16 protein-coding genes are annotated in these 18,438 nt (G+C 72.6%); 8 read left to right on the forward strand and 8 right to left on the reverse strand.

What is annotated here, in order from left to right; translation table 11 throughout:
• Nucleotides 1-14: 14 nt before the first annotated feature.
• The gene (locus tag D7044_RS17010) at nt 15-521 is read right to left on the reverse strand and encodes an inorganic diphosphatase (protein ID WP_120680093.1); all 507 of its coding nucleotides are present in this window, start codon (nt 519-521) and stop codon (nt 15-17) included.
• Between the two features lie 362 nt (nt 522-883).
• Here D7044_RS17010 and dacB point away from each other — a divergent pair, with 362 nt between their 5' ends.
• The 3 genes from dacB to tilS all read left to right on the forward strand — a co-directional run bounded on the left by dacB (nt 884) and on the right by tilS (nt 4,732).
• Nucleotides 884-2,578 carry a D-alanyl-D-alanine carboxypeptidase/D-alanyl-D-alanine endopeptidase gene (dacB, locus tag D7044_RS17015; protein ID WP_120689505.1) on the forward strand — a complete coding sequence of 565 codons (1,695 nt, stop codon included), beginning with the start codon at nt 884-886 and terminating at the stop codon, nt 2,576-2,578.
• Between the two features lie 92 nt (nt 2,579-2,670).
• Nucleotides 2,671-3,738, forward strand: a complete 1,068-nt coding sequence (locus tag D7044_RS17020; RefSeq protein ID WP_120680097.1) for a zinc-dependent metalloprotease — start codon at nt 2,671-2,673, stop codon at nt 3,736-3,738.
• A gap of 10 nt (nt 3,739-3,748) precedes the next feature.
• Nucleotides 3,749-4,732, forward strand: a complete 984-nt coding sequence (tilS, locus tag D7044_RS17025) for a tRNA lysidine(34) synthetase TilS (RefSeq protein ID WP_120689506.1) — start codon at nt 3,749-3,751, stop codon at nt 4,730-4,732.
• Nucleotides 4,733-4,824: 92 nt separating this feature from the next.
• On the opposite strand, the gene D7044_RS17030 is transcribed toward tilS, so the two are convergent.
• A complete protein-coding gene (locus D7044_RS17030; RefSeq protein WP_120680101.1) occupies nt 4,825-5,787 on the reverse strand; it encodes a GlxA family transcriptional regulator in 963 nt (320 codons plus the stop codon).
• 100 nt (nt 5,788-5,887) lie between these two features.
• Here D7044_RS17030 and D7044_RS32160 point away from each other — a divergent pair, with 100 nt between their 5' ends.
• The 4 genes from D7044_RS32160 to folE all read left to right on the forward strand — a co-directional run bounded on the left by D7044_RS32160 (nt 5,888) and on the right by folE (nt 10,004).
• Complete coding sequence (locus D7044_RS32160; RefSeq protein ID WP_147434681.1) at nt 5,888-6,076, forward strand: hypothetical protein; 189 nt, start codon at nt 5,888-5,890, stop codon at nt 6,074-6,076.
• Nucleotides 6,077-6,177: 101 nt separating this feature from the next.
• A complete protein-coding gene (gene hpt, locus D7044_RS17035) occupies nt 6,178-6,753 on the forward strand; it encodes a hypoxanthine phosphoribosyltransferase (RefSeq protein ID WP_120680103.1) in 576 nt (191 codons plus the stop codon).
• Nucleotides 6,754-7,284: 531 nt separating this feature from the next.
• The gene (gene ftsH / locus D7044_RS17040; RefSeq protein ID WP_120680105.1) at nt 7,285-9,300 is read left to right on the forward strand and encodes an ATP-dependent zinc metalloprotease FtsH; all 2,016 of its coding nucleotides are present in this window, start codon (nt 7,285-7,287) and stop codon (nt 9,298-9,300) included.
• A gap of 38 nt (nt 9,301-9,338) precedes the next feature.
• A complete protein-coding gene (gene folE, locus D7044_RS17045) occupies nt 9,339-10,004 on the forward strand; it encodes a GTP cyclohydrolase I FolE (RefSeq protein ID WP_120680107.1) in 666 nt (221 codons plus the stop codon).
• Nucleotides 10,005-10,073: 69 nt separating this feature from the next.
• Here folE and D7044_RS17050 read toward each other — a convergent pair whose 3' ends face one another.
• Nucleotides 10,074-10,784: a hypothetical protein gene (locus D7044_RS17050; protein WP_233565017.1), complete on the reverse strand. Its 711-nt coding sequence runs from the start codon at nt 10,782-10,784 to the stop codon at nt 10,074-10,076.
• A complete protein-coding gene (locus D7044_RS17055) occupies nt 10,781-13,405 on the reverse strand; it encodes an FtsK/SpoIIIE domain-containing protein (protein ID WP_120689507.1) in 2,625 nt (874 codons plus the stop codon). The genes D7044_RS17050 and D7044_RS17055 overlap by 4 nt, the downstream gene beginning before the upstream one ends.
• A gap of 193 nt (nt 13,406-13,598) precedes the next feature.
• On the opposite strand from D7044_RS17055, the gene D7044_RS17060 reads away from it, so the two are divergent.
• The gene (locus tag D7044_RS17060) at nt 13,599-14,156 is read left to right on the forward strand and encodes an Rv0361 family membrane protein (RefSeq protein WP_120689508.1); all 558 of its coding nucleotides are present in this window, start codon (nt 13,599-13,601) and stop codon (nt 14,154-14,156) included.
• An 8-nt stretch (nt 14,157-14,164) separates the two neighbouring features.
• Here the strand turns inward: D7044_RS17060 and D7044_RS17065 are convergent, their stop codons facing one another.
• Genes D7044_RS17065 through D7044_RS17080 form a run of 4 tightly spaced genes read right to left on the reverse strand, consistent with a single transcriptional unit; the run spans nt 14,165 to nt 18,438 of the window.
• Nucleotides 14,165-14,764, reverse strand: coding sequence for a hypothetical protein (locus D7044_RS17065; RefSeq protein WP_120689509.1), 600 nt, complete (start codon nt 14,762-14,764; stop codon nt 14,165-14,167).
• 13 nt (nt 14,765-14,777) lie between these two features.
• On the reverse strand, nt 14,778-15,947 hold the full coding sequence (locus D7044_RS17070) for a M23 family metallopeptidase (RefSeq protein ID WP_120689510.1): 1,170 nt from the start codon (nt 15,945-15,947) through the stop codon (nt 14,778-14,780).
• Complete coding sequence (locus D7044_RS17075; RefSeq protein ID WP_120689511.1) at nt 15,944-16,501, reverse strand: hypothetical protein; 558 nt, start codon at nt 16,499-16,501, stop codon at nt 15,944-15,946. The genes D7044_RS17070 and D7044_RS17075 overlap by 4 nt, the downstream gene beginning before the upstream one ends.
• Nucleotides 16,498-18,438: an MraY family glycosyltransferase gene (locus D7044_RS17080; protein ID WP_120689512.1), complete on the reverse strand. Its 1,941-nt coding sequence runs from the start codon at nt 18,436-18,438 to the stop codon at nt 16,498-16,500. The genes D7044_RS17075 and D7044_RS17080 overlap by 4 nt, the downstream gene beginning before the upstream one ends.

Here is an 18,438-nt window from a genome sequence, read left to right on the forward strand (position 1 = left end):
AAAGATCGATGCGATCAGTGCAGGCCTTCGCCGCGCTCCTCGGCTTCCTTGGCGCGCTGGTAGGAGGCGTGGATCTCGGCCTCGGCCTCGGTGCGGCCCACCCAGGTGGCGCCCTCGACGGACTTGCCGGGCTCGAGGTCCTTGTACACCTCGAAGAAGTGCTGGATCTCCAGCCGGTCGAACTCGCCCAGGTGGTGGATGTCGCGCAGGTGCTCCTGGCGCGGGTCCTCGTAGGGGACGCAGAGGACCTTGTCGTCGCCGCCCTTCTCGTCCGTCATCCGGAACATGCCGATGGTGCGGCATCGAATGAGGCAGCCGGGGAAGGTGGGTTCGGGCACGAGGACGAGCGCGTCCAGCGGGTCACCGTCCTCACCGAGGGTGCCCTCGATGAAGCCGTAGTCCGCCGGATACTGGGTGGATGTGAAGAGGGTGCGGTCCAGCCGGATCCGGCCGGTCTTGTGGTCCACCTCGTACTTGTTGCGGTGACCCTTCGGGATCTCAACCGTGACGTCGAAATCCATGTGCACGCTCCCTCGTTTGCCCACGCTGGCCAACGGAATCGCCGGCACCGCCGGTGGGCGTATTCACCCGCCGGCCGCGACCGCCGCATAGTGTTCGGACCGAAGTAGTGTCACCCAAGCCAATTTCCGCAGGGGAGGAGGGGGCCGTGGGGAGGGAAGATTCACATTACCGCCCGGACGAGGGGTCTGGACGCGGTACGGGGCGATCTGGTTCCGGTGGCGCCACTGGGCGCGTACGGGTTCCCGGTACTCACCCCTCCCGGACCTCAGGCCCGGGCCCCGACCAGGCGGCGGAGCAACCGCCCACCGGTGGCTCCGCGCCCATTCCGGGACGATTCCCCGCCGTGGGGCCGGAGCGGCCCATGGTCCCTCCGGTCTTTCCCGCCCCCGATTCCGCCGGGCCGGCTCCGACCTCCGGTATCCCGACCAGCCCGGCACCGGCCGGACCGAGCCGCGAGCAGTGGCCCGCCGTCCAGGAGTACGCCGGGGCGGCGCTGGGCGGACCGCCGACAACCGGTCCCACCGACCGCACCGCTCCCGCCGGTCCGGACCGGCTCGGCGCCGGCGGTTCGCCCGACGGCCCGGTCAGTGCGCCGCCGGATGCCGCCGGCCCGATCGCTCCCGCGCCGCGCCGTCGGCTGCCGGTGGTGCTCGCCGTGGTGCTCCTGCTCGTGCTCGCCGGCGTGGGGGTGGCGGTGGTACGCCCCGGCCCGGTCGCCGACTGGCTCGGCGGCGCCGAAGACACCCGGGCCGAACCGGCGGCACCGGAGCCCTCGCCGTCGGCGGTGCTGGCCGGTGCCGACCCGAACGCCCCCGAGCCCACGCCCGACGGGGTGCGCGCCGCGCTCGACCCGCTGGTCCGGGCGGCCGCGCTCGGCGACCGGGTGAACGTCTCGGTGGCGGACGCCGTCACCGGCCAGTCCCTCTTCGGTCGGGGCGCGGACGACGGCACCGTGCCCGCCTCGGTGACGAAGCTGGTCACCGGGGTCACCGTGCTCGCCGCCAGGGGACCCGGATACCGGATCCCGACCCGGGCGGTCGCCGGGGCGAACCCGGGCGAGGTGGTCATCGTCGGCGGCGGAGACCCGACGCTCGCCGTCGACAAGAACGGCTTCTATCCGGGCGCCGCCCGGCTGGACGACCTGGCCCGCCAGGTCGAGCAGGCGCTCGGCGGCGCCAAGCCGACCAAGGTGATCATCGACGGGTCGCTCTACTCCGGCCCGGGCCTCGAACCGGGCTGGGACGAGGACATTCCGACCGGCGGGTACGGCTCGCCCATCACCGCCCTGATGACCGACGGCGCGCGTCGGGACGTGCCGCAGGCCAAGCGGGACCACGAGGCGGGTAACCACGCCGCCGTGCGGGTCTCCGAGCCCGACCTCACCGCCGGCCGCGCGTTCGCGCGGCGGCTCGGTCTGCCGAACAGCGCGGTCTCCCGCGGCACGGCGCCCATCGCGGGGGGCGACGCCACGGCCGGCGCCCCCGGCAGCGAACTCGGCAAGGTCGAGTCGATGCCGCTGATGCGGCTGGTCGACATCATGATCACCGACAGCGACAACATCATCGCCGAGGCGCTGGCCCGCCAGGTCGCGCTGGCCCGGGACAAGCCCGGCTCGTTCGTCGGCGCGGGCGCCGCCATGGACGAGGTGGCCGGGGAGCTGGGCCTGCCGGCCGACGAGCTCTCCCTCGCCGACGGCAGCGGGCTGTCCCGCACCAACCGGATCAGCCCGTCGCTGCTCACCGACCTGATCACGCTCGCCGGCAACGGCAGCCGCCCCGAGCTGGCCGCGATCTTCGGTGGCCTGCCGGTCGCCGCCTGGTCCGGAACCCTGGGCGACAGGTACGAGACGGCCGGCACCGAGGCCGGCGCCGGCGTGGTCCGGGCCAAGACCGGGACGTTGAGCAGCGTGAACGCGATCGCCGGCCTGGTCACCACGAAGGACGGCCGGCTGCTCACCTTCGCGGTGCTCACCGACCGGGTGCCCGGCGGTAGCGATCCCGCCCGGGTGGCACTGGACCGGATCGCCGCCACGCTCGCGAGCTGCGGCTGCCGCTGACCCACCCCGGGCCGGCGGGCGGGGCGTGGCGCCTCCCGGCCGGCCCACCGCAGGCCCGGTTCGGGGTGTTCCCACCCGGGTACGGTGGGTGCATGGCGCAGTTCGTGGACTGGGATCTCGCCGCCGCCACCGCGGGGGCGCTCGGCAAGTCGGGTCCCCGGGTGTCGTACGCCGAGGCCACCGAGGTCGTCGGTGACCTGCGGCGACTCACCGAGGAAGCGGCCCGGCACGTGGCCGACTACACCGGTCTGCGGGCGCAGGTGAGCCATCCGCCCGTCCGGGTGGTCGACCGGCGGGACTGGGCCGCCGCCAACATCGCCGGGCTGCGTGAGGTGCTCGGCCCGCTGGTCGGGCGGCTCGGTGGCGACAAGAAGCCTGGTGTCCTCACCGAGGCGATCGGCTCCCGTCTGACCGGGGTGCAGGCGGGCACCGTGCTCGCGTACCTCTCCGGCCGGGTGCTCGGCCAGTACGAGGTCTTCTCCGGCGACCCGGGGCAACTGCTGCTGGTCGCGCCGAACATCGTCGAGGTGGAGCGGAAGCTCGGTGCCGACCCGCGCGACTTCCGGCTTTGGGTCTGCCTGCACGAGGTGACCCACCGGACCCAGTTCACCGCCGTGCCGTGGATGCGGGCCTACTTCCTCGGCGAGGTGCAGGCGTTCGTGGACGCGTCGTCCGGCGAGGATCACCTGGTCGATCGGCTGCGCCGCGGGGTGGGCACCCTCGCCGACGCCATCCGCGACCCGGAGAGCCGCACCAGCGTGCTGGATCTCGTCCAGACGCCGGGGCAGCGGGCCGTGCTGGACCGGCTCACCGCGCTGATGACGCTGCTCGAGGGGCACGCCGAGTTCGTGATGGACGGCGTCGGCCCCCAGGTCATTCCCAGCGTCGAACGGATCCGTGCCGCGTTCAACCGGCGGCGTGAGGCCGGCAACCCGCTGGAGAAGGCGATCCGCCGGCTGCTGGGCGTGGACGTCAAGATGCGCCAGTACGCCGAGGGCCGCAAGTTCGTGCACGGGGTGGTCGAGCGGGTCGGCATGGAGGGCTTCAACAAGGTCTTCGGCTCGCCGCTGACCCTGCCCCGGATCGACGAGCTGGGCGACCCGGACGCCTGGGTGGCCCGGGTGCACGGCCCCGCCGGTCCGCTGCCGTCGGCCGGCTGACGGCACGTCCGTGGCCGTACTCGCCCCGCCGGTGGCCGCGATCCGGGTGGCGGTGCGCCGCGCCCTGACCGGCCTGCCCGGGGAGGGGCCGGTGCTGGTGGCCTGTTCCGGTGGCGCCGACTCGCTGGCGCTCGCCGCCGCCACGGCGTTCGTCGCGCCGCGCCTCGGCCGCCGCGCCGGCCTGGTGACGGTCGACCACGGGCTGCAGGAGGGCTCCGCCGAGCGGGCCGCCGAGGTGGTGGCGTTCGCCGGCGAGCTGGGACTGGCCCCGGTGGAGCTGGTCCGGGTGCAGGTGGCCGGGCGTCACGGTGGCCCGGAGGCGGCCGCCCGGGAGGCCCGCTACGAGGCGCTGGGGGCCGCCGCCGCGCGGCACGGCGCCGCCGCGGTGCTCACCGGACACACCCGCGACGACCAGGCCGAGACCGTGCTGCTCGCGCTGGCCCGGGGCGCCGGCCCGCGGGGCCTGGCCGGGATGCCCGCCCGCCGGGACCTCGCCGGGGTGCCGCTGCTGCGCCCACTGCTCGGGATCACTCGTGCGCAGACCCTGGCGGCCTGCGTCGTGCTCGGCCTGAAGCCGTGGGTCGACCCGCACAACAGCGACCCCGCGTACTCCCGGGCACGGGTGCGCTCCGACGTGCTGCCCGCGCTGGTCCGCGCGCTGGGGCCGGCGGTGCTGGACGGGCTGGCCCGGACCGCCGGGCTGGTCGCTGAGGACAATGCCGCGCTCGACGACCTCGCCGAGGCGGCCCTGGCGACCGCCCGTGATCCGGCGGGCGGCCTTGCCGTGCCGGCGCTCGCCGCGCTCGCTCCCGCCGTACGCAGCCGGGTGCTGCACGCCTGGGCCAGGGAGCTGGGCGCCCCGCCGAGCGCGCTCTCCCACCGTCACGTGGTGGCGCTGAACGCGCTGGTCACGGCGTGGCGGGGACAGGGCCCCGCGCACCTGCCGGGCGGTCTGCGCGTCCTTCGCCGCGCCGATCGCCTCCTGCTCGCCTGAGGCGCCGGAGGGCACCTCCTGGGCCGGGGCTGGGCGAAGACCCCGACCGTACGCTCGCGTAACACCCCGGTGGTGGTGCCGGGCCCGGTCGGTCAGCCGACGTGGGCGCGGTCGCGGAAGGTGCTGCGGTAGCTCTGCGGCGTGGCGCCGACCCGGCGGGTGAAGTGGTGGCGCAGCGTTGCGGCGTCGCCGAAGCCGGCCCGGTCCGCGACCGCCTCGACGCTGAGCCCGGTCTCCTCCAGCAGCCGGCGGGCCAGCAGCACCCGCTGGTTGGTCACCCAGTCGTGCGGAGTGGTGCCGGTCTCGGCCCGGAACCGGCGGGCGAACGTCCGGGGCGCCATGCCGGCCCGCGCCGCCAGCTCGTCGACGGTGACGGGGCGTTCGAGGTGCCCCATCAGCCACTCCAGGACCGGTTCCAGGGTCGGGGCCTCCGGCGCCCGGGGGATCGGTGCCTCGATGTACTGGGCCTGGCCGCCGTCGCGGTGCGGCGGCACCACCATCCGGCGGGCCAGCCGGGTGGCGGTGGCCGAGCCGTGCTCCTGGCGGACCAGGTGCAGGCAGGCGTCGATGCCGGCGGCGGTGCCGGCGCTGGTGAGAAGCCGACCGTCGGCGACGTAGAGGGAGTTGCACTGGACCCGTGCCGTCGGGTGCAGCCGTTGCAGGTCGTCGACGTACCGCCAGTGGGTGGTGCAGTCGCGGCCGTCGAGCAGCCCGGCCGCGCCCAGCAGGAAGGCGCCCGAGCAGACGCTGAGCAGGTGTGCGCCGCGGGCCTCGGCCCGGCGCAGCGCTTCCAGCACCGGTTCGGGGACGGTGGCGCACCGGTCGTGCGCGGGGACCGCGACCAGGTCCGCCTCCTCCAGTGGGGCGAGGTCGGCGTGCGGGACGAGCTGGAATCCGGCGGAGGTGCGTACCGGCGCGCCGTCCGGGCTGCAGACGTCGAAGCGGTAGGCGGGAAATCCGTCGGCCGTCCGGTCGGTGCCGAAGACCTCCGCGAGCACGCCGAGCTCGAACGGGGCGACCTGGTCGAGGGCGAGTACGGCAACCGATCGGAGCATGTGACGAGGGTAACCCGACTGTTGGCAGTAAATCGATGATCAGTGGCATTCCTGCCACTGTCGGCTCCTGGGTCGAGGTCGCACACTGGGCTCAGATCCGATGCGCATCGGCGGCGAAACCAATATCAACCATTCGAAAGTGGGCGCCGTCATGGAGTTCCTCGTCCTCGTACTGTTCCTGGCCGTCCTCGCCGTCGCCGCGGCGACCGGCGTCACCGCCGACAGCCGCGACTCCGCCGACTGGAAACCGACCGACGCCGGTCGTCGCTCGCCGTCCCGTACCTGCTGATGCCCCTTGGTGTGATTCGACCGGAAAATCCCGGGCGGGACCGCGCCAAAAGGGGCGGCCCCGCCGACGGGGGCCGGTCGGCGTACGGCAGGCTAGGAGCCATGGCAGACGGCTCCTGGTACGACGCCGACATCGACCACGTGATCATTTCCGAGGCGCAGATCCGCGAGAAGACCGCGGAGCTGGCCAAGCAGGTCGCAGCGGACCACGCCCACGTCGAGGACGGGCTCCTGCTGGTCTGCGTGCTCAAGGGCGCGGTCATGTTCATGGCCGACTTCGCCCGGGCGCTGGGCCGCCACGGCCCGCCCGCCGAGCTCGAGTTCATGGCCGTCTCGTCGTACGGGCAGGGCACCACCTCCTCCGGCGTCGTCCGCATCCTCAAGGACCTCGACCGGGACATCGCCGGCCGGCACGTGATCGTCGTCGAGGACATCGTCGACTCCGGCCTCACCCTCTCCTGGCTGCTGCGTTACCTGGAGTCCCGTTCGGCGGCGAGCGTCGAGGTCGTCGCGCTGTTCCGCAAGCCGGACGCGGTCAAGGTCCAGGTGCCGGTCAAGTACGTGGGCTTCGACATCCCGACCGAGTTCGTCGTCGGCTACGGGCTGGACTTCGGCGAGCGGTACCGGGAACTGCCCTACGTCGGCGTGCTGAAGCCCGAGGTCTACGCCCGTTCCTGAACCCTCCTCGCATCGACGCTGACCCGCCGTCGAGGAGGAGAGCCCGCCGGGTACGCACCGTGGCCGCGCCGGCGCTCCGGCGGACGGCGGGCAGAGACCGAAGAGGGCTCGCTCGTCAAGCGGACGTTCAGCGGATTCTCAGCTCTTCGGACTACCGTGGACGTCGGTGGCGTGGAGGCACCTCCGCGCCCGGCCCCTCGACCGCGTGACCGGGTGTTTGTGGGTGGCCGGGAGTGGACTCCTCGCCACGCCGGTCTCCGCCCGGTCCCGTCGTACGGGATGGCGCGGGCTGGCGGGCCCGACCCACGGGACGTGCCGTCGATGTCCGGCGTGCGTCGAGTGCGGGGCTCGCAAGCTCACTCCGTGCGCACACGGTGTACCGTCGAATGACCGCGGCGCGGCAATTTGTCGCTCCTCGGCGGTCGAGGCCGGCCCGCAGGGCGGCTCCGGCAGCCGCTCCGGCGGCGACACCAATCAGACGGTCAGGACGTCGATCAGGAGGATGCGGGCGCTCAGGCACCCGACAACAGCATGGAACGTACGCGTTTCTTCCGCCGACCGGTGGTCTGGATCATCCTGGTCATCCTCGGCGCCGTTGTTCTCAGTCAGTTGTTCACCTCGGGACCCAGCTACCACCGGGTGGACACTTCCGTTGCGCTGGACCAGCTCCACACAAGCAAGATCGATAGTGCGGTCTTCCAGGACAAGGAGCAGACGCTCCAGCTCAAGCTCGCCCAGAAGACCAAGTTCGGCGACACCACCACCGACCGGATCGAGGCCCAGTTCCCCTACGAGGTGGGCGGCCGGGTCTGGCAGGAGGTGCTCGACGCCAAGGCGGCCAACCGGATCACCGGCCCCGCCGACACGAAGGTGTCGTCCGACAGCATCTGGGTGAGCCTGCTGGTGAACCTGCTCCCCATCGTGCTGCTCGTGCTTCTGCTGCTCTTCTTCATGTCGCAGATGCAGGGCGGCGGCTCGCGGGTGCTCAACTTCGGCAAGTCCAAGGCCAAGATGATCACCAAGGACACGCCGAAGACCACCTTCGCGGACGTCGCGGGCGCCGACGAGGCGGTGGAGGAGCTCCACGAGATCAAGGACTTCCTCCAGAACCCGGCCAAGTACCAGGCCCTGGGCGCCAAGATCCCGAAGGGCGTGCTGCTCTTCGGCCCGCCCGGTACCGGTAAGACGCTGCTGGCCCGCGCGGTCGCCGGCGAGGCCGGGGTGCCCTTCTACTCCATCTCCGGCTCCGACTTCGTCGAGATGTTCGTCGGTGTCGGTGCGAGCCGGGTCCGTGACCTCTTCGAGCAGGCCAAGGCGAACGCTCCGGCGATCGTCTTCGTCGACGAGATCGACGCCGTCGGCCGGCACCGTGGCGCCGGCATGGGCGGTGGCCACGACGAGCGGGAGCAGACCCTCAACCAGCTGCTGGTCGAGATGGACGGCTTCGACACCAAGGGCGGCGTCATCCTGATCGCCGCCACGAACCGGCCGGACATCCTGGACCCGGCGCTGCTGCGCCCGGGCCGCTTCGACCGGCAGATCCCGGTGGACGCGCCGGACATGGAGGGCCGCAAGGCCATCCTGCGGGTGCACGCCAAGGGCAAGCCGTTCACGCCCGACGTCGACCTCGACTCGGTGGCCCGGCGTACTCCGGGCTTCAGCGGCGCCGACCTGGCCAACGTGATCAACGAGTCGGCTCTGCTCACCGCCCGTAAGGACCAGCGGGCGATCAGCAACGACTCCCTGGAGGAGTCGATCGACCGGGTGATCGCCGGTCCGCAGCGCCGGACCCGGGTGATGAGCGACCAGGAGAAGAAGATCACCGCGTACCACGAGGGTGGCCACGCGCTGGTCGCCTGGGCGCTGCCGCACGCCGCGCCGGTGCACAAGGTGACGATCCTGTCCCGCGGTCGCTCGCTGGGCCACACCCTGGTGCTGCCCACGGAGGACAAGTACACCCAGACCCGGGCCGAGATGATCGACACCCTGGCGTACGCGCTGGGCGGCCGGGCCGCGGAGGAGCTGGTCTTCCACGAGCCCACCACCGGTGCCGGCAACGACATCGAGAAGGCCACCCAGCTGGCCCGCGCGATGATCACCCAGTACGGCATGAGCTCCAAGCTCGGTGCGATCAAGTACGGCACCAGCGGCGACGAGCCGTTCCTCGGCCGCAACATGGGCCACGAGCGGGACTACTCGGACGCGGTGGCCGCCGAGATCGACGGCGAGATGCGGGCGCTCATCGAACTGGCGCACGACGAGGCCTGGGAGATCCTGGTCGACTACCGGGACGTCCTGGACAACATCGTGCTCGAGCTGATGGAGAAGGAGACCCTCTCCACCGCCGACATGGCCCGGATCTGCGCCCGGGTGGTCAAGCGACCGCCGCTCGCGCCGTACAACGGCTTCGGCAAGCGCCAGCCCTCCACCGAGCCGCCGGTACTCACCCCGGCGGAGAAGGAGGCGCTCAAGGCGCAGGCCCAGGCCGACGGCGCCCAGGCGGGGGTCGGCGGCAACGCCTCGAACAACTCGGACGGTACGCACTGAGCACCACGGACCCGGCGGCCAGCCCCGAACCTCGGGGGCTGGCCGCCTCCGCGACTGAGCCCGACGGCGACGACATGCTGGACTACATCGCCGCGCGGCTGATCAACGGGAAGCTGACCGGTGGCCCGGTCGAGGAGAGCGTCGACCTGGCCCGGATCGAGAAGGCGGTCCGCGAGATCCTGATCGCGGTCGGCGAGGACCCCGATCGCGACGGGCTCCGGCAGACCCCGGCCCGGGTGGCCCGGGCCTACGCCGAGCTCTTCGCCGGCCTGCGCGTCGACCCGGCCCAGGTGCTCAGCACCGCCTTCGAGGCCAACCACCAGGAACTGGTGATCGTCCGGGACATCGACGTCATGAGCCTCTGCGAGCACCACCTGCTGCCGTTCCGCGGCAGCGCCCACATCGGCTACATTCCCGGCCCGGACGGGCGGATCACCGGGCTCTCCAAGCTGGCCCGGCTGGTCGAGGTCTACGCCCGCCGACCGCAGGTGCAGGAGCGGCTCACCACGCAGGTCGCCGACCTGCTGATGGCGAAGCTCGCGCCCAGAGGCGTGATCGTCGTCCTCGAGTGCGAGCACATGTGCATGGCGATGCGTGGCATCCAGAAGTCCGGCGCCAAGACGATCACGTCGGCGGTGCGTGGCACGCTCCAGAACGACGCGAAGTCCCGCTCCGAGGCGATGGCCCTGATCCTGCCCCGCTGACCCGACGAACCACCCGGCCGGCCGACCCGCACCCAGGGCGGCCGGCCGTTTCCGTACCCGCCCGCGTACTCAGCCGGCCAGCATGGCGAGCAGCAGGCCCGCCGTGACCAGCACCGCCGGCACCAGGCAGACCAGCGCGCCGAACCGCGACGTACGGTCCACCCGGCCGGCGCCCGTCGACCGGAAGAGCCGCCCGACGCCGATCCACCCGGCCACGAAAGCCACCGCCGGCATCGGCAAGCCACAGATCAGGGCGGCGACGGTCGCCGCACCGGCACCGGTCGCGACGTACACCACCACCTGGATCAGCGGCACCACCAGCGCGAGCGGGCCGTAAACCAGCAGGTTGCGCGACCGGGCGGCCCAGCCCGCGGGGCGGAGCGGACGTCGCGTCACCAGCAGCCCCTCCGCCGCGTCGACCCGTTCCCGGGCGGTCCGCAGCCCGGTCAGCACGGCCGCCGGCCCGCCCGTCATCGAGCGGGTCTCCTCGGTCAGCTCCGGCGGCGACGGCACCAGCGAGATCTGCGGTACGCCGCGCTCCCGCAACCGGGTCTGCTGCGCGGCCAGCCCGGTACGGACCTCCGCCAACTCCTCCCGGGCCGCCTGCACCGAGCGGGCCTGCTCACCGGCGGCGGCCGCGGCCGATCGGCGTACCCCGTCCAGCTTGCGAGCCGCCGCCAGGTAGTCCTGCCAGGCGTCCAACGCGGCGTCAGCCGGGGCCGCCGGGTTCTGCCCCTCGTCCCGCGTGACCGTGGCCGTCTTCCGCCCGTTGCGGCTCATGCCCTCGGCTCCTCTTCGGCGAACGGCACCAGGACCAGGCCCTGCTCGTCCGGCCCGTCCCAGAGCACCGCCCGGCCCGGGCGTGGACGCCACTCCACCGGACGGTGGAAGACGCTGGCGAGCTGGGCACCCGGCACGCCCACCGCCACGACGGCCGCCAGCTTGTCGACGGCATCCTCCGGCCCGAGCAGAGCGGCGAACGGCGGCACCACCCGCCACCAGCCGAGCAGGTGCCGACCGGCCGGTGGACCCTCCCGGAGCAGCGTTCGCATCAGCTCGACCGGTAGCTCCTCGGCGTCCGCCCGGCCCGCGCCGAAGACCACCAGGTACGTCGGACCGCCGGCCGGTGCGGTCTCCTCCGTGTCGTCCGCTTCCGTGGCGTCTGCGGCGGACCCGGCGGCGGTGGCGACGTCGAGCAGGCCGGCGACGTCGACGGTCGTGGCCGGATGCTCGGCGGCCAGCTCGGCGGTGAGCGCCTCGGCCAGCGGCCGGCAGGCCGGATCTGCGGCGGCGACGACGAACCGGGCCGTGCCCGGCCGGTGGTGAGCGGCGGTGCTCCGGACCGCGGTGGCCAGCAGGAGGGCCGCCTCCGGGCCGGGCCCGAGGACGGCGAGGTTGCGCCCCGCCGCCGGACCGAGCGGTACGACCACAGTCGACCGGGCCACATCCACCGCCCGACCCAGCAGGGCGGCCGGCGCGTGCGCCTCGCCCCCGACCGCCGCCCGGTAGCGGGGGTCGTTGCGCAGCAGCGGCCGGGCGTACCCGGCGAACACCACCGGCGGCGCGGAACCCTCCGGCCGGGCCGTCCAGAGCTCGTGCCGCAGCCGCTCCACCGTCTCCGGTTCGTTCTGCGGATCCGAATACCGGATCAACCGCTCGTGGCCGCGCACCGCTCCCCGAGGGCCACCGAGCCCGCCCGCCGTGTTCACCACCGCGCTGCCCACCGGGAGGCCGGCCGCCGAATCGTTAGTGGGTTCCAGGACCGCCCCACCACCCGGCAAGGCCACCCGGACCGGGAACTGCCCGAGCAGCGAGTCCCGGTGACCGGCGTCCGACCGCCCCGGCAACCCCAGATCCCCGGCTCCGGCCAGCACCAGGTGGACGCCGTACGCCCGACCCGAGCGGGCGAGAGCTTCGAGATGGGCCGCGAGGTCCGCGCCGAGCCGGTCCCGCTCGGCGAAGAGCAGCGCCACGTTCTCGACCACGCAGACGATGCGGGGTAGCGCGGTGTGCTGGCGCAGCTCGGCGAAGCGCTGCCCGCCCACCCGGCGACCTGCCTCCTCGCGGCGGCGCACCTCGGTCGCCAACTGCACGAACAGGTCCCGCACGTACTCGCGGTCGGCGGTCATCGCGGCCGCCCGGACCTGCGGGATCCAGGACCGGTCCCGCTCCGTCTGGAGGAACTCCACGAAGGACTCCCCGTCGGCCAGGTCCACGAGGTAGAGCGCCAGCTCCTCCGGGCCGTACCGGGCGCACAGGCCGAGCAGGGCGTTGGTCAGGAACGCCGACCGGTCGCCGTCGGAGCGGCCACTGACCAGCCAGTGCGGAGTCAGCTCGGTGAACCCGAGCGGCACCGGCCGCCCGCCGGCGTCACCCACCGTGGTCGTCATCCCATCGACCGAGTCCGCTGACCAGAGCACATCGCCGGTGAGCGGCAGCACGTTGGCGAGCGACAACCGGGAACCCGCCTCGACCTCGGCGGCGAGCCGCCGGCAGACCGTGTCCACCAGTTCGGCCGGCGGATCCGGCTCGACGAGGACCGGTGAGTTCAGCCCGTGCGGCGGATCCACGCCGGGACTCGTGAACGAGGTGCCGGGCGGGTCGCCGAGCAGCGCGTACGCGTTGCGCAGCGCGAGCGTCGTCGCCCGGGGCAGCGGCGGGCGGTTCGCGTACGGGCCGGCACCCGCCCAACCGGCGACCACCAGGTGCAGCCCGGCAGCCGGTCCCTGCTCGGCCAGCGCCTCGATCCGGGCCAGGTCGTTCGGCGCGGTCAACTCCGGAAGGGCGGCTATCACCAGCAGCAGGGTCCGGTCGTGCCGGCGTCGCCCGCTGGCACCCGGAGTCACCCACTGTTCGGCCTCGGTCAGCAACGCCCGCAGACCCGGCAGGTCCGACGCCGGCGGCGGGAGCAGGCCGGCGTCGGCCAGCGGGGCGAACGGCGCCAGGGCAGCGCCGGTGGCGTCCACCGCGCGGACCAGCAGCGCGCCGGCCGGCGTCGCCCCGACCGAACGCAGCAGGACTGCGCGGAGCAGACCCGCGACGCGAGCGTCCCGTACGTCGGTGTCGATGCTGAGGTGACCGGTGCCGACCAGCGGCACCAGGGCGGGGAAGCGCGCGTCGTCCAGCGGTGCCGCGGTGCCGACCCGGACGAAGGACGGCGGGCCCTCACCGGGCGGCGTGTCGGCGGCGAGCGTCTCCAGGGCAGCGCCCGCCCAGCCGGGAGCCACCGACGCGGCGACCGTGCGGAGGTGGTTGGCCAGCTCGTACTGCCGGCGCTGATCGGCCGGAGCGGGCCGGATCTCGTCGAGGATGCTCGCGGCCGCCGTCGCGGTGGCGGCAGCCTGGCGGTGCAGTGCGGCGGCGCGATTCGTGCGTGCCTTCGGACCGGCCACCGTGTCCACCCCCTCTGTTCGAGGCTGGCAACCTCCCGAGCAGAGACGGTATCCCAGGTGGTGCCCCTTCCCTCGGAGGTGGGGCGGCGGCGCGAAGGTGTCGTCCGTCATCTCACCGGAGGCGAGCACTCCATCACGATCCGCCGAAAATTGAGGCATTGGGTACGCGGCCTTCGACCGATAGCCTCAGGACGTGGAATCAGTGCAGCCCCCCGCCGGTTCCCAGGTATCCCGCGTACCGGCGCAGCGGCCCCCCTCCGAGCAGCTGCCACCTGTCCCGGTCGCCCCGGCGCCGGAGCGTCCCCGCCGCCCGCTCCGTACCGTCCTCACGGTGGTCGCGGGGGTGCTCGCACTGCTCTGCGTAGGCGCTGCGATCACCGGCTACGTGCTCTACGACCGCGCTACCACTCCGGACCGAAGCGCCCCCGACGTCGTCGTAGCCAGCTACATCCAGGCTTTCCTCAACGAACGCGATGACATCAAAACGGAGCAGTTCGTTTGCCGAGATGGAAGCGATCTCGATGCGGCGCGCAGCCTCCGACGCGAGTTGGAGCAGCGTGAGGCCGACTTCGACGTCGTCGTTCGGGTGCGATGGGGGCCCCTGACCCAGCTGAAGGAGGAAGACGGCGAGTCGATTACCACGACTTTGACCATTTCCGGTTCGGCGAATGGCCAGTCACGAAGCAGCCGCCGCGAGGACTGGCGCTTCCACGTCGTGGATGAAGACGGTTGGCGGGTCTGTGGCGCGCAAAAGCTCTAGTGCTTTGCCTACTCGATCCAGAGCAGGTGCACCGGCACTTCCAGGGTGGTGGGCGCCTGCCCTCGCCAGGCCCAGCGGTACCACTCCGCCTCGGGCGTGACCCGTACGCAGATGTCCCCGTCGGCTCCGGAGTACGTCTCGGTGACCGCGCGCAGGTCGCGCTGCTCGGTCGAGTCGACGACGTGGACCACGCGCCGTCCGACCACCGAGTCGGCGTCGATGACCGGAAGCGGCGGCCGGTGACTCGGGCCGTCGAGCGAGACGAGCCGAAGGCCGGAGTCACGCCCGGCCGGACCGTCGAGGGGCGCCCCGATCGTCTCGACCCAGACCCGCTCCACCGGCATCAGGGGCGCGAAGACCTCCACCTGGTCGGTCTCGGCGCGGTACCACTCGTGTTCCGGGATGACCGGCACGTACGTCCTGCTGCTCTGCACCACCCGGTCGTCCGCCCTGAGGTCGCCGCGCCACCCGAGCCCGGGCAGGCCGACCCGCACCCGCTGGCCGCGTAGCCCGACCCGGGCGGTCGCGGGCACGATCTCGACGGGGCGGGGTGGGCGCGGCGCCCAGTCCGGGCGGTCCGCGAACGGATCGGGCAGTGGCTCGTTCATGCCGGCCAGGGTTTCACTTTCCCGCCTTGAGGGGGGCGCCCCGCGACCGCATGAACGGCACCGGGTCGGTCGCGCCCCGGCTGCTCCGGTCGCCGTCCTCGTGCACCTCGAAGTGCAGGTGCGGACCGGAGGAGTTTCCGCTGCTGCCGACCTTGCCGATGACCTCACCGGCGGCGACGCGCTGCCCCTCCTGCACCTGCGGTCTCGTCACCATGTGGCAGTAGCGGGTGATGATCCCGCCGGAGTGCAGGATGTCGACGAACCATCCGCAGCCGCCCTTTCCGGGGTAGCCGTCCACGTCGCAGCTCTCCCGCCCGCTGTTGTCGGGGTCGCACTTCGACACCAGGACCCGACCGGACGCCGCGGAGTGGATCGCCGTGCCCTTCCTGGCGGCGATGTCGACGCCGTCGTGCCCGGGCCGTTGGCTGGTGCGGTAGCCGGAGCCGACCCGGCCGACGATGGGGGCGGTCCAGCCCGAGGCCGCCACCTCCTTGCCGGAGGCCGCGTCGCACACCTCACGGCCCGACAGGAGCGCGGTCCGCGCCGCGCCGCCGGCGAGGGCGTCGACGATCTGGGCGGCCAGCGTCTCGTGCTTCGCATAGGCGTCGGGGAACGCGCTCACCTGCACCCGCTGCGCGGCCACCGTGAGCGGAAGCTGCTCCCAGCCTCGGATAGCGACGAGCTTCTCGTAGAACTTCTTCGCCGCGTACTCCGGGGTCATCCGCTGCCGCGTACTGCCCCAGGAGGCCCGCTGCTGGAACAGCCCGACCGAGTCGTGGTCGGCGCCGACGCCCTCGTTCGGCAGGTCCCGGGAGTCCTGGACGGTCCGGTTCGCCAGGTTCCGCAAGCCGGACTCCTGCATGGCGGTCGCCACCGCGACGACCCAGCCGCGCGGCGGGACCTTCATCTGCTGTCCGGTACCGATGATCCGGGCCGCGTTGCGGAGCTGGCTGTCGCCGTAGTCGGCCATCCGCGGCATCTTCCCGCTCACGTTGACTTGGAAGTCTCCGGTGCACTCGACGCTCATCGGCGTCATCTGCTCGGCGGAGTCCCCACCGAGCTCGGTGAGGAAGAAGGCGGCCGTCCCGCCGGTGCAGCAGAGGAGCGCCAGCGCCACGGTGGACGCTGCGGCGAGCGCCCGCAGCGGCAGCCGCCGACGTCGGGGAGGCTTCTCGTCGCTCATCCCTGCTCCCAGTCCACCGCGTCGACCAGCCACTCGCCGTCCGGTGCCACGAGCTCCAGCCGGAGCCGGCCGGTGTCCATCGGCACCAGCACCTCGACGAAGGTCTCGGTGCGGGGCCGCAGGGTTGCCTCGTCGGTCACCGCGTGAGCCGGCACTGTCTCAGGCGCCGCTTCGGCCATCTTCGTGACGAGCGCGGGCGTCGACAGGGGTCGCATGCCTTCGCGCCACTCGGTGGCGGTCATTCCCGGCTTCCCGAGCCAAGCCGTCACGAAGCGGTCGGCAGTCTGCTCCGGCTTCGCCGCACCCGGTCGGGTGACCGGTTCCCGTGGCTCCTCGCCGGCGATCAGCCCGTCGTCGCCCGCGTGCGGATCGACAGTGGTTATCGGCTCGGTGGGCCGGTTGCTCAGCCCGAGGGACGGATCGATGGGCCCCGACAGGAGCCGGGCCGCGCCGATGATGCCGAACACGACCACCGCGAGGGCGAGGGCGATCCCGATCCGGGACCGCAGCACCCGGGTGAAGAGGAATTCGAGCGCCCGTCGCACCGCGATCACCTGGCCTCGGTGCGGATCCGCGGTCCGCTTCGCTCGGGCACGCTCTCCCCGGAGCCGGGCCGGTAGACGACGTAGGAGGGGCGTTCCTCCGGCACGTCCGGCGCCGTCCAGGTGCCCGGCTGGCCGCGCCGGGGTCGCGGCGCGGCCGGTCGGGCCGTCGGGTTCTCCTCGATCGTCGGCGCGCCCTCGGTCCGTTCACGGCCGTCGGAGCGCGGCCGGTCGCCGCGGTCCGGCGCGGTGTGCACCGGGTCCTCGTGCCGCGCTTCCGGCCGAAGCCTCGTCTGCTCCGCCGCCACCGCTTTTCGGCGTCCCATGGTGGGCTCGGCCGTGCCACCGGGCTCGGCCGGGTCAAGTCGGGCGGCGGTCCGCATGTCGCGGAAGAACCGGCGGTGCCACGATCCGGCCGAGCCGACCGCCTCGCTGCTGTCCTTGCCACCGAGCTGGGTGATCCGGCGGTACGGACGCAGCAGCAACCAGCCGACCACGCCGCAGAGCCAGACCAGCACCACCTGGAGCCAGCCGGGAAGGCTCGGCGTGCTCATGATCAGATCAACCGCGAAGAGGTAGACGGCGGCCCCGGTGCCGAAGATGGCGATGTTGAAGATGGCGGCCACCACGGCGTTCCCGAGCCGGCGCAGGCCGGCGCTGGCCGGTCTGAGTAGACCGATGGTGCCAAGGATCGGCGCGGCGATCACGGCCCACCGGAAGATGAGGAAGCCGAGCAGCACCAGCAGCGATGCCGTCAGGTCGAACATGGCGAAGAGCAGCGACGCGAGCACCGCGATGAAGCCGGCGCCCACCCGGTCCATGTCCCGAGTCCCCTGGAGGTACTCGTAAGCCTCCGGGTCCTCGTTCTTAATCAGCCCCGCGATGGTCATCCACTGCTGCTGTTTGGCCTTAATAACCACCTCACGGGTGGCAGGGTTGCTGCGGATGGCTTCCGCTTCGTCCCAGGTCAGCGCCTTCGCGTCGTAAAGCGCCGCACCGTATTTTTTCGCAGTCTCGCTGTCGGCCGAGCCGAGTACGCCGCGCAGCCAGTTGCGGTAGAGCATGGCTTCGGCGGCGGTGTCGCTCGCGCGGACCGCGGGTGGCCGGTGATCCTTGCACGCCTCGGGATTCTCGCGATCGTCGCATTGGTCAGGAGGTGTGTCCCTCGATGCGGGGCCGAGGGCGTCATGCACCACGCCGAGGCCGGTGATGAGCGTGCTGTCGGCGACGTTTGCCGACTTAACCGGCCAGGCAGCGAGGGCCGTCACGGCCACCATCACGAACAGCGCCCAACCCGCCGTGGTCATGGCGTTGCTCATGTCGGATTGACGCGACCGCCAGAGCAGGTAGAGCCCGACCACACAGAGCGTGACGATGCCGAAGACGCTGAACACCTTCTGGTAGATCGCCTTGGTCGCCTGGTCCACCAGCGGGTCGGCCCAGCTCCACATCGACCGCGGGTCCCAGGACCGCTCGCGCAGCGCGTTGGACGCACCGATGATCGAAGTGGCGACCATGAACTCACCGTTGGCTACCGTGTTGCTGAACTTGTAGTCCGGGTGCAGAACCGTGGAGGCGCATCCGCCGATGTCGTAGGTGGTGTAGCTGTATCCGGCGTAGCCGTAGTCGCTGTACAACCCCTTCGGGCCGGGCTGTTTGGAGGAATCCGGCCGTGAGGCGAACCAGCCGGCCAGGCCGGAATCGGGCGCGCTGGGAGTTGGCGGCCTACGGCACTCGATCTCCGTTTCGGCGACAAGCTGGAGCTGCTTGACGCAGGCGCGGAAGTCGGCCTGCCACTCCTGAGTCGTGCAGAGGTCGGCCTGCGCCTGCGCGACCACCGGGGCGGCGGACGCCGGAGACGCCCCGATCAACGGCCAGGCGATCGTGGCACCGGCCAGCAGGCCGAGCGCGAGCAGGAACGCCGTGATCCTTGCTCGGGCCCTCGCCAT

Source organism: Micromonospora musae (assembly GCF_003626635.1).
Taxonomy (GTDB): Bacteria; Actinomycetota; Actinomycetes; order Mycobacteriales; family Micromonosporaceae; genus Micromonospora; species Micromonospora musae.

Coding starts and splice junctions, on each gene's coding strand:
- D7044_RS17010 (WP_120680093.1), bottom strand. CDS start 521: ATGGATTTCGACGTCACGGTTGAGATCCCGAAGGGTCACCGCAACAAG.
- dacB (WP_120689505.1), top strand. CDS start 884: ATGGTCCCTCCGGTCTTTCCCGCCCCCGATTCCGCCGGGCCGGCTCCG.
- D7044_RS17020 (WP_120680097.1), top strand. CDS start 2,671: ATGGCGCAGTTCGTGGACTGGGATCTCGCCGCCGCCACCGCGGGGGCG.
- D7044_RS17030 (WP_120680101.1), bottom strand. CDS start 5,787: ATGCTCCGATCGGTTGCCGTACTCGCCCTCGACCAGGTCGCCCCGTTC.
- D7044_RS32160 (WP_147434681.1), top strand. CDS start 5,888: ATGCGCATCGGCGGCGAAACCAATATCAACCATTCGAAAGTGGGCGCC.
- hpt (WP_120680103.1), top strand. CDS start 6,178: ATGGCAGACGGCTCCTGGTACGACGCCGACATCGACCACGTGATCATT.
- ftsH (WP_120680105.1), top strand. CDS start 7,285: ATGGAACGTACGCGTTTCTTCCGCCGACCGGTGGTCTGGATCATCCTG.
- D7044_RS17050 (WP_233565017.1), bottom strand. CDS start 10,784: ATGAGCCGCAACGGGCGGAAGACGGCCACGGTCACGCGGGACGAGGGG.
- D7044_RS17065 (WP_120689509.1), bottom strand. CDS start 14,764: ATGAACGAGCCACTGCCCGATCCGTTCGCGGACCGCCCGGACTGGGCG.
- D7044_RS17070 (WP_120689510.1), bottom strand. CDS start 15,947: ATGAGCGACGAGAAGCCTCCCCGACGTCGGCGGCTGCCGCTGCGGGCG.
- D7044_RS17080 (WP_120689512.1), bottom strand. CDS start 18,438: ATGGCGAGGGCCCGAGCAAGGATCACGGCGTTCCTGCTCGCGCTCGGC.